Raw genomic sequence first — 10,463 nt, 5'->3', positions numbered from 1 at the left:
CCCCGGAAACGACCGCCATGAGTGCTCAATCGACGCCTGAACCGATCGACGCCGCGCGTCTGCTGGACACGCAGCGGGCGTTCGACAGCGTCGCCGCCGACTACGACGGACCGCGCGGCAACAACGCCCTCATCCAGCGCATGCGCCAGACGCTGTGGGACACCGTGACGGCCGAACTTGGCAACGATGCGCGCCTGCTCGACATCGGTTGCGGCACCGGCATCGACGCGGCCGAATTCGCCCGGCGCGGCCACGAGGTCGTGGCGACGGACTGGTCGCCGTCGATGGTCGCGCGCACGGATTCCCGTGCAGGCGCCCCGGCGTTGGGCGGACGACTGAGCGCACGCCATCTCGGCGTGCAGCAGCTCGATCGGCTCGAGGGCACGTTCGACGGCGTCTATTCGAACTTCGGTCCACTCAATTGCGCACCCGACCTGGAGGACGTGGCCAACCAGTGCGCGCGCCTCGTTCGCCCGGGTGGTGTCATGGTCTTCTCGGTGATGGGCCGGATCTGTCCGTGGGAAGCGGTGCACTACGCCCTGCGCGGACGCTTCCGTCGTGCCGCGGTGCGCGCGGCGCGCGGCGCGACGGCCGTCGGCATGAATCGCCACACCATCTGGACGAAGTACTACCTGCCGCGCGAGTTCTATCGTCCCTTTACCGATCACTTCCAGCTGGCCAGCTACAGTGCGCTGAGCCTGTTCATGCCGCCGCCGTACATGGTCGATCGCTACGAGCGGAACCCGGCGCGCTACGAGCGCCTGGGCAGGCTCGACGATCGGTTCGGCAAGTGGCCCCTGTTGCGCGACATGGGCGACCACTTCCTGATCGTGATGCGTCGGCGCTGACGGCATGTCCGCGTCACTGACGGCAATGCGCTCGGTGCTGGAGGGTGGCCTGACCACGCTGCCGCACGGCGTGTCGCGAGCGCCGTTGCCACTGCGCGAGGGTCGTGTCGCCGCGACATCTGTCGGTGACGCGTTTCGCGTCGACGTTCACGGGCACCGCATTTTCCCCGGCCTGATCAATGCGCACGAACACCTTCAGGTCAATGCGGTGCCCGCCTTGCTCGGTGCGGGACCGTTCCCGAACAGCTACGCATGGATCGCCGCCTTCCAGCAGCATTTCCAGGATGCCGACGTGATCGCCGCGCTACGCGTGCCGAAAGCCGTACGGCTCCGCCATGGCGCCCTGAAGAACCTGCTCGCGGGGACGACCTTCGTCGTCCACCACGATCCGTGGCATCCGGTGCTCGACGCGGAGGACTTCCCCGTGTCGCTGCTGCGCGATCACGGATGGAGCTATGCGCTGGACGGTCCGGACTTCGGGCCGCCCGTACGTGACAGCTACGTCGCCACACCGGCCGACCGACCGTGGATCATTCACCTGGCCGAAGGCACGGACGCCGTCGCGGCGTCCGAGCTTGCGCGCCTGGACGCGCTTGGCTGCCTCGGCGGCAACACGGTGCTGGTCCATGGCGTCGGCCTGGGCGATGACGACATCGAGCGGGTCGTCGCCCGCGATGCAGCCGTGGTCTGGTGTCCAGGCAGCAACAAGGCGCTCCTGGGTCGTACGCTCGATCCCCGTCGCCTGCATGCGGCGGGGCGCCTCGCGCTGGGCAGCGACTCGCGGCTGAGCGGCCGGCGCGACCTCCTGGACGAGCTGAGTGCCGCCGCGACGAGTGGCGAGCTTTCCCACACGGCCCTGCTTGGATTGGTCACGACCGACGCCGCGCGCATCTTCCGTCTTGGCCTGCGGGGGAGTCTTGCCCCGGGTGCGCCGGCGGACCTGGTGATCGTGAGGGATCGCGACGGCCTGGCCGCGGACTCCCTGGTCGGCGTCGCGCGCAGCGATATCCGTGCCGTGGTCCGCGATGGCGTGCCACGTGTCGCCGATCCGGACTTCGCCGGCTGGTTCGCCGCGGCGGGCGTCGATGTCGTGCCCGTGCAGCTCGATGGCCAGCCGAAACTGATCGCCCGGGACCTGGTCGATCCCGCTGTCGTCGCTCTCGAGCCCGGCCTCGACCTGTCCTTTTCCGAAGACGAAGGCGAGTTCGATCTCGCTGTGGAGGCCCGGTGTCACTGACCTCACCCTTGCCCGAGCTGGATCCCCTCGACGCCTATGCCTTGTGGTCGTCGAACTATCCGGCACACGCGCACAACCCGGTCATGATGGCCGAGGAACGCGCGATGCTGGCCCTGATGCCCGAGGTGCTGCGTGGTCGGCAGGTGCTGGATGCGGGCTGCGGCAGCGGACGCTACCTGCTTCACGCGCTTCGCCGCGGTGCCTCGCGGGTCACGGGCGTGGACCTTTCCCCCGCCATGCTCGAACGTGCGCGCGAGGCCCTCGGCGACTATCCTGACACGGCGCACGTCGACCTGCGCCAGGGCGACCTCGCTGCCCTGCCGCTGCCCGGCGCCATGGCCGACCTCACGGTCTGCGGCCTGACCATCGGCCACCTCGAGGCGCTCGCGCCCGCGTTGGGCGAGCTGCGTCGTGCCACGCGCCCCGGCGGGCGCATCCTGTGCAGCGACGTGCATCCGATCGGGCATGCCCTCGGCTGGCAGCGCGATTTCCGCGCCGGCGGCCAGCGTTACGCCGTGCGCCATACACGGCACCTCTACAGTCACTGGCACGCGGCCTGCGCCACGCTCGGTCTGGCGATCGAGCGTGTGGAGGAGCCAATGCTCGATCCCGCCGATATCCCCGTCGGCGCGCATTTCGATCCGATGGCCCTTGAACTCCCGGTGGCCATCGTCTTCCAGCTGAGGCGCATTGCGTGAACCTATTCGATACATCGACGCCCGACATCGGCGGTTCGCCGCGGACCTTGTTGATCAACCCGACGATCACCTCGCGTTCGAGCGCACGATTCCCCCTGGCACTCCTGAACCTGGCAGCCGCGCTCGACCGCAACGGGCACAGTCAGATCATCGACGGCAATGTCGATCGCGACCTCATCGGCGCGACACTGGCGGCGATCGAGAGCGACCGGTTCGACGCGATCGGCGTCAGCGTGATGGGCGGGCCGCAGATCGCGCCGTCGATCGAGGTATCGCGCGTGATCCGCGAGCGGTATCCACAGCTGCCGATCATCTGGGGCGGTTACTTCCCGACGCTCTACACGGACACAGCCCTCTCCGCCCCGTATGTCGACTACGCCATTCGCGGCCAGGCCGAAGAAAGCCTGCCGGAACTCGTGGCAGCGCTGGCGCGTCCGGGCGCCCCGGCCATCGCCAACATCGGCAGCCTGTCGTGGAAACACGATGGCTCGGTGGTGCACAACCCCAACCGACGCTTTTCGCTCGGCGACAGCGGCATCGTGCTGCCTTACGAGAAGCTGGGCGATCCGCGTCGTTACCTGGCACGTACTTTCCTCGGCGAGCGCACCGCCGCGCACCAGGCCGCCATCGGCTGCCGCTTCCGTTGCACCTTCTGTGGCGTGAACGCGATGTTCGGCGGCATGACCGCACTGCCTACGGCGAAACGCCTCGAGCGCGACCTCAGCTATCTCAAGTACGAGCTGGGCGCGGACTCCATCCAGTTCTTCGACCACAACTTCTTCGATCGCGAAGTGGACATGATTCCCTTGCTCGAAGTCATGGCGAAGCTGGAAATGCCGTGGTGGTGTTACGCCCGTTCCGACGCGCTGCTGAACCTTTCCGAGAGCACCTGGGAACTGGTGCGCAAGAGTCGCCTGCGCATGGCATACGTCGGCGCGGAGTCGCCGAGCGGGGCCATGCTCAAGGAGATCCGCAAAGGCACCCGACCCGACCAGACACTGCAGGTGGCCGAACTCTGTCGGAAGAACGGGGTGATCCCCGAGCTGTCCTTCATGGTGGCGCCGCCGCAGAACACGCTGGAGGAAACCGAGCACACGTTCGAGTTCATCCGTGAGCTCAAGCGCATCAATCCGGCCTCCGAGATCATCGTCTACATCTACACGCCGTTGCCGGAGAGCAGCAAGCACGAGAAGGATCGCGGCAAGCACGCCTCCATGCCGTTGCTCGATCTGCACGGCGAGCCGGTGGTCTTTCCCTCGTCGCCGGAAGAGTGGACGGAGCGCCGCTGGGTGGACTATGCCTGCCATGCCGACGCGCCCTGGCTGACCGACGAGCTGCGTCGGCATATCCAGGATTTCGTGACGGTGCTGCGCTGCCGATTCCCCACCGTGCAGGACTTGCGTTCGCCCTCGTGGGCCAAGCGCGGGCTCAGCGCGATGGCCTCGTGGCGCTATCGCCGTCGTCAGTACGACCGGCCGTGGGAGCTGAACCTCGCGAACCGGCTCGTGCGCCTGCGCATGCCCCAGGTCTCCGGTCTCTAGGCGGGATACGTCCGTGCATGTCGCCCAGATCAACTTCCTCCGCGCGCCGGCGGATTGCCCGCCCGACGCCTTGTTCGAGCGTTGGCCCTCGCTGGCCGACATTCCCGAAGCAGCGGCCGCCTCGGGAACCCGTGTCTCGGTGATCCAGGTGGCGACCCACACCTGCGTGCTCACCCGACATGGCATCGACTATCACTTCGTCGACCTGGGAGGCATGCGTTCCCTGGCGGCGCGCGGACGCTTCCTCGCGGACCTGGTCGCCGATATCGGTAGTCAGGTCGTTCACGTGCACAGTCTCGGTTTTGCCGCCGATGCGTTCGCCGTGGCCCAGTGCCTGCCGCGCGTGCCGATCCTCATCCAGGACCACGCGGACCGTCCGCCACGCTGGTGGCGACGGGCGCGCTGGCGCATGTGGTACGCGGCGGCGTCCGGTATCGCCTTCACGTCGTCGGGTCTGGCCGGGCCATTCACGCGTGCGGGTCTGTTCGCCCAGCGCACCCGCCTGTTCGCCATTCCGGAATCGAGCAGTCGCTTCCATCCAGGCGATCGCATGGCGGCGCGCGCTGAAACAGGCATGGGCGGCGATCCGTGCGTGCTCTGGGTGGGACACCTCAGCCATGGCAAGGATCCCTTGACCGTACTGGAGGGTATCGCGCGTGCATCGCAGCGCCTGCCGGGCATCCAGCTTTACTGCGCTTTCGGCAGTGCGCCCTTGCTGGACGAGGTGCGTCACCGGATCGAGAGCGACCCGCGCCTGCATGGCCGTGTTCATCTGCTCGGCAACCAGCCGCACGCGCGTATCGAGATGCTGATGCGCAGCGCCGATCTGTTCGTCTCGGGCAGCCGCGGCGAGAGTTGCGGCTTCGCCTTGCTGGAGGCGCTGGCCTGTGGCGTGACCCCGGTGGTCACGGACATTCCGTCGTTCCGTTCGCTCACGGGTAACGTCGTCGGTGAACTGTGGCCGTGCGGCGATGCCGGGCGACTGGCGGAAGCGCTGGTTCGCGCGGCCGGGATCCGTCCATCGCGTGCGGACGTGCGTGCGTTCTTCGACGCGACGCTGTCCTTCGCCGCCGTGGGTCGCCAATGGGCGGATGCCTATGCACGTCTGCTCGCCGATCGACGGGAGGGCCGGTCGTGAAGATTGCGATCGTCGTCCCCGGCGGCATGGATCGCACGGGCGAATACCGGGTCATTCCCGTCTTTCTCGCGCTCGTCGCACGGCTTGCGCAACGCCATGACGTGCATGTCTTCGTCCTCCACCAGGAGCCGCTGCCGGCGACCTGGCCCTTGCTGGGCGCGACCGTTCACAACATCGGTGACGGCTGGCCGCGTCTTCGCGCGATTGCCGCGATTCGCGCCGAGCACCGGCTGGCGCCGTTCGCCCTGATCCACGCGATCTTTTCCGGCTCGTGCAGTTTTGTCGCCGTCGCGGCGGCCAAGTGGCTGCGCATTGCGAGCCTGGTCCACATCGCCGGTGGCGAACTGGTCGCGCTGCACGGCATCGGCTACGGCGGTCGGCGCCGCTGGAAGGGACGGCTTCGCGAAGCGGTGGTACTGCGTGCGACGGATGCCGTGACAGCGGCCAGTACGCCGATCGTCGACTCGCTTGCCGTGCTCGGCATCGCAGCACGGCGCATCCCGCTCGGTGTCGATACGACGGCATGGCCGCCGCTGGCACCACGTCGCCGTGCCGCGCCGCGCGCGCGGCTCATGCATGTCGCCAGCCTCAACCTGGTGAAGGATCAGACGACCCTGTTGCGCGCCCTGGCGGCGCTACGCGACGCCGGCGTGGACTTCGAGATGGACATCGTCGGCGTCGATACCTTGCAGGGCCGTATGGATGGACTCGCCCGACAGCTGGGACTCGACGCCCATGTGCGCTTTCTCGGGTTCCGCACGCAGCGGGAACTCCGCCCGTTGGTGGAGGCCTCCGACCTGCTGGTGATGTCGTCGATGCACGAGGCGGGCCCCCTGGTGCTTCTCGAGGCCGCCGTCGCCGGCGTGCCCACGGTAGGTACGGCGGTCGGTCATCTTGCCGAGTGGTCTCCGGTGGCGGCACTCGCGGTCGACGTGGGTGACTGGGTTGGCCTGGCCACGGCGATCCAGCGTGTCCTGCTCGACGAGGCGCTACGTTGCCGACTGGCGGCGGCAGCCCAGCATCGGGCGCTCGCCGAAGACGCCGACCACACCGCCCGAACCTTCGAAACCCTGTACCACGAGCTGCTCGCGCGCCGCGGTACGGTCGCCTAGGCGAGCGGTGCCGCGGGTTCGAGCGCCGCACGCACGACGTACAACGTGTCCATGCGCGGCACCGGACGCGTGAGCCAGGTGAGCATGCGTCGACGATGACCCTGGGTGACCCAGCTCTGACCCTGTAGCCACACCTGCGTACGCACCATGTCGGCGCGTTCTTTCACGCTCTCCGCCGAGGGTCGCAGGCGATTGCGCAGGCATCGCGCCACTTCGCCCGGGCTGCGCGACCACTCGACGCCGGGCAAGGCATGCAGCCACAGGTCCGAGCAGGACACGTCGGTCAGCGTCCAGCGCCGTGACAGGGCGCGCAGGAGGGGAGGGCACTCGCTTTCCAGGCGCCCAAGAATCATCGGTGGCACCGCATGCGTGTAGTAGCGTGCGACAAGGCGTAGCGGCGGCAGCGCCCACCACGCCGAGCCGACGCGGCCGTCATCCCACAAGGCCTGCCAGTCGCTCGCCACCATGCGCGTCGCGAGCAGCGAGATATCGTTGAGGTGCATGAGTCGCAGGCTGCGGCCACAGACATTGCCAGCGGCGTGCAGCAGAAGATGGCTCATCAGGGCGCCATGCGAGGGATAGGGATTGAGCCCCGGCCGCGGATGACGAGGGTAGATGCGCGCCGTGATATCGACCGTGGACACCGGCAGGCGCTCCTGGATGCGCGTATGCAGTTCGATGTTGACCGGCGTGTCGCGGTGTTCGCCCAGCCCCTGGAAGGCTTGGCCGTCGGCCGGCTTGAACACGCGATGCTTCCACTGCGCGAACGATTCCTCATAGCCGAGTTCGAGGAGCAGGGCAGTGGTCGGTCCGACGTCGTCCTCGCGCACGAGCAGGTCGATGTCGGCCATGGGGCGGTCGCCCGGGCTATAGATGCCCAACGCGTGCAGCGCCGATCCTTTCAGCGGCACGATGGCCAGACCGACATCGCGCGCGCCCTGGTCGATGCGATCCAGCAGCGCGGCGATACGACGGTGCCGTTGTTCCACGTGCTCGCGTTGGGCAGCGAGGAACAGTCGCCAGGCGGGTTTGTTCCAGGTGGACAGACGACTGAGCAGTGGCGAGACACCGTGCGCCACAGCCACCGCGGAAGCCAGTCGCCATTCGAGATCGGTCCACGCAGGGAGCCGGCTGCCTGGCCTGGCCAGTGCGAGCTCCGCGGCGAGTGCCTCGGTGGTGCGGTGCAGACCGCTACGGACGAGCTTCAGGGAAGGCATCATGACGGCATCTACAGTAGGGGCAGTGCGATGGTCTGCATCGCCATGAATGGCGACGGCGTGGGTTGCTCGGTGCGATGTTCCGCTTCATGGGCGAACAAGGTGTTCCAGCGCGTCTCGAGCTGGGCATGCACGTCGCGGTGCGTCGCCGGCGAGAGCGTCTCGCGCGACTGGCGCAGGTTGACCTGTTGGTGCAGCAGGTCGCGCATATGGCGATAGAAGTCCGAGTCGTAGGCACCGCGAAACATCATGGCGAGGTCGTTGCTGTCGCGCCAATGCGTCTTCCTGCCCAGCTGCGCCTTCACTTCCTCGTAGAACTTCGTGCCCGGCAGCGGGTACGACACGCTGACGCCGATGTCGTCCGGCGCGGCTTCGGCGACGAGGTCGCGGGTCGCGAGCAGGTCGGTGAGTTGCTCGCCGAGGTAACCGAGCTGGATGAAGAAGCCGACACGCACGCCGTGCTCGCCGAAACGACGGCGGGCGGCGATCAGCTCGGCCACCGTCGTGCCTTTGTTCATGCGGTCGAGCACGCGCTGGCTGCCGCTTTCCGCGCCGATCCACGCTTCCGCGCAGCCGGCGTCGGCCAGGGCGGCGACCATGCGCTCGCTGCCGAGATCGGCGCGGGTCTGGATGGTGAAAGGAACCGAGCCGTCGCTGTCACGAAGATGATCGGCGAAGGCGCTCACCCAACCGACGTGAAAACCGAAAATGTCGTCGGCCATCCAGATGTGGTCGGGCCGGAACGTGCGCTTGAGATAGGTCATCTCGGCGGCGACGTCCTCGGCGCTGCGCTGCTTGTAGTGGTTGCCCCAGATGGGTTTCGCACACCAGTTGCAACGGAACGGGCAACCGCGGGAGGCGGCCATGTTCAGGCTGAAGTAGCCGTGGCGCTCCTGCCAGAGAGAGCGATAACGCTCGATGTCGACGAGGTCCCAGGCGGGACGACCGACTACACGCGGATCGGGGGGTACCGCGCCGAGTCGGACCAGTTGCGTCTCGCCATCGACGAGGGTGGCCACACCGGCCAGGCCAGCCGTCCAGCTCGCCGTATCGATATCCGGTGCGCGTTGCAGCCGGTCCACCAGGGCGGCCAGCGCGGCGATGCCTTCGCCGACAAGCACCGCGTCGGCCCCGGCGGCGAGAAACGCCTCGGGTTGGTCCGATGCGTCGGAGCCGGCGACGATCACCCGGGCACCCGACACGCGCGCCTCGGCGATCATCTGGCATGCCGCGTCGCGCATGCGGCTGAGGCACATCTTGGTCAGGTAGTTGAAGTTGTCTTCATAGATCACGACGAGGTCGGGGTCCGCGGCGTGCAGCGCACCGGCGTATTCCTCCACGCCCTCGGCCAGCATGGCGTCGAACAACGACAGGGTGTGGCCCATCTCCCTGAGCAGCGCGGCCACCTGGATGGTGGCAAGCGGGGGATAGGGTTTGCCACGTTCCCACTGCTTCGGGTCGTATCGAAGGAAGTAGGAGTGGCCGACCTGGATCTTGAGCATGTCGGGGAAGCCTCGATCGTCGCGTTGGTCAGTGAGTGCCTGCACGCAACGCGAGGGTTGCCTTCACTTCATGCGCAACCTTTCCGCAGGCGCCCCGCACCCACGGGTTCACTGCCGGGATGCCGCATGGCCCAGATCACCCCTCCGGGCATTGGCGACATTGGCGCCGATCCCTTTTTCGAGCGCTCGCCTTATCCCTTCGCCATGGTCAAGACCATTCTCGGTGCCCGTTTTCGCTTCGACAGCACCCACCCGGCGCTGCTCGAGCCGGTCGAGGCCGCCTACGGTGGCTTGCCGCGCGACGTGCCGGGGTCACCGCTGCCAAGCTTTCATCTCGAGCTTCGCCTCTCGCCACGGCGCCCCGCGCCGGCCTGGGACGAGCCGCCGCCGGTGCTCACGCAATCCGGTGCGGGCCTGCTGTGCGGCATCGTCGATGCCGCCAACTACGTCATCATCGACCACGGGCGCCAGCGCGCCCTGGTGGTCGTGTCCGAAGACATGCTCGACTGGCCCTATCACGTACGCTACGAACTGATCGAGTTCGCGGTCTTCGTGCTGGCCGCGCGCGGCATGGACCTGCTCCCGTTGCACGGCGCCTGCCTCGGTACGGACGGCCGCGGCGTCCTCCTGCTCGGCGCGAGCGGCGCGGGCAAATCCACGCTCGCCCTGCACGGCCTGCTCGAGGGGATGGACTTCGTTGCCGAGGACGCCATCTTCGTCGATCCCCGCAGCATGGAAGCGCGTGGCGTCGGCAACTTCCTGCACGTGCGCGAGGATGCCTTGCGCTTCATCGACGAAGGTCCGATGCGCCGCTGGATCGCGCACTCGCCGACGATCCGCCGCCGCAGCGGCGTGGAGAAGTTCGAGGCCGATCTGCGCCAGGGATACGGTCATGTCGCGACCGCCCCGCTGGCCCTCGTCGGTGCCGTCTTCGTTTCCGCGGAGATCGCTGCCGACGAGGCCGACATGCTCGTCCCGCTCGCGCATGACGACATCGCCACGCGCTTGCTCGCCGACCAACCCTATGCGGCGGGCCAGTCCGGCTGGCACCGGTTCGTCCATCGGCTGTCGGAGATGGACGTCCATGTCCTTCGGCGTGGACGGCACCCGCGGGCTTCGGTGGATGCCTTGCGGTCCTTGCTGACCTCACGCCACGTCGCGAGTGCATGA

9 protein-coding genes are annotated in these 10,463 nt (G+C 67.8%); 7 read left to right on the top strand and 2 right to left on the bottom strand.

Annotated elements, in window-relative coordinates:
• The first annotated feature begins 17 nt into the window (after positions 1–17).
• The 6 genes from BJI69_RS03895 to BJI69_RS03870 are packed head-to-tail and all read left to right on the top strand — an operon-like array spanning position 18 to position 6,574.
• Complete coding sequence (locus BJI69_RS03895) at positions 18–848, top strand: class I SAM-dependent methyltransferase (protein WP_046968152.1); 831 nt, start codon at positions 18–20, stop codon at positions 846–848.
• Between the two features lie 4 nt (positions 849–852).
• The gene (locus BJI69_RS03890; RefSeq protein WP_052767236.1) at positions 853–2,085 is read left to right on the top strand and encodes an amidohydrolase family protein; all 1,233 of its coding nucleotides are present in this window, start codon (positions 853–855) and stop codon (positions 2,083–2,085) included.
• Positions 2,082–2,783: a class I SAM-dependent methyltransferase gene (locus BJI69_RS03885; protein WP_046968167.1), complete on the top strand. Its 702-nt coding sequence runs from the start codon at positions 2,082–2,084 to the stop codon at positions 2,781–2,783. Before BJI69_RS03890 ends, BJI69_RS03885 begins: the two co-directional genes overlap by 4 nt.
• Positions 2,780–4,324 carry a B12-binding domain-containing radical SAM protein gene (locus tag BJI69_RS03880; RefSeq protein WP_425476875.1) on the top strand — a complete coding sequence of 515 codons (1,545 nt, stop codon included), beginning with the start codon at positions 2,780–2,782 and terminating at the stop codon, positions 4,322–4,324. The genes BJI69_RS03885 and BJI69_RS03880 overlap by 4 nt, the downstream gene beginning before the upstream one ends.
• Before the next feature lie 13 nt (positions 4,325–4,337).
• The gene (locus BJI69_RS03875) at positions 4,338–5,462 is read left to right on the top strand and encodes a glycosyltransferase family 4 protein (RefSeq protein WP_046968154.1); all 1,125 of its coding nucleotides are present in this window, start codon (positions 4,338–4,340) and stop codon (positions 5,460–5,462) included.
• Complete coding sequence (locus tag BJI69_RS03870; RefSeq protein ID WP_046968155.1) at positions 5,459–6,574, top strand: glycosyltransferase family 4 protein; 1,116 nt, start codon at positions 5,459–5,461, stop codon at positions 6,572–6,574. Before BJI69_RS03875 ends, BJI69_RS03870 begins: the two co-directional genes overlap by 4 nt.
• On the opposite strand, the gene BJI69_RS03865 is transcribed toward BJI69_RS03870, so the two are convergent.
• Complete coding sequence (locus BJI69_RS03865) at positions 6,571–7,794, bottom strand: nucleotidyltransferase family protein (RefSeq protein ID WP_046968156.1); 1,224 nt, start codon at positions 7,792–7,794, stop codon at positions 6,571–6,573. The two genes, BJI69_RS03870 and BJI69_RS03865, sit on opposite strands and share 4 nt — an antisense overlap.
• Before the next feature lie 8 nt (positions 7,795–7,802).
• Complete coding sequence (locus BJI69_RS03860; RefSeq protein ID WP_046968157.1) at positions 7,803–9,293, bottom strand: B12-binding domain-containing radical SAM protein; 1,491 nt, start codon at positions 9,291–9,293, stop codon at positions 7,803–7,805.
• A gap of 126 nt (positions 9,294–9,419) precedes the next feature.
• Between BJI69_RS03860 and BJI69_RS03855 the strand changes: the two genes are divergently transcribed.
• Positions 9,420–10,463 carry a phosphoenolpyruvate carboxykinase (ATP) gene (locus BJI69_RS03855; protein ID WP_046968158.1) on the top strand — a complete coding sequence of 348 codons (1,044 nt, stop codon included), beginning with the start codon at positions 9,420–9,422 and terminating at the stop codon, positions 10,461–10,463.

This window comes from Luteibacter rhizovicinus DSM 16549 (assembly GCF_001887595.1).
In the GTDB taxonomy this organism is placed as follows: domain Bacteria; phylum Pseudomonadota; class Gammaproteobacteria; order Xanthomonadales; family Rhodanobacteraceae; genus Luteibacter; species Luteibacter rhizovicinus.
The sequence above is the reverse complement of the archived record's forward strand: the minus strand, read 5'-3'. Positions and strand labels throughout refer to the sequence as shown.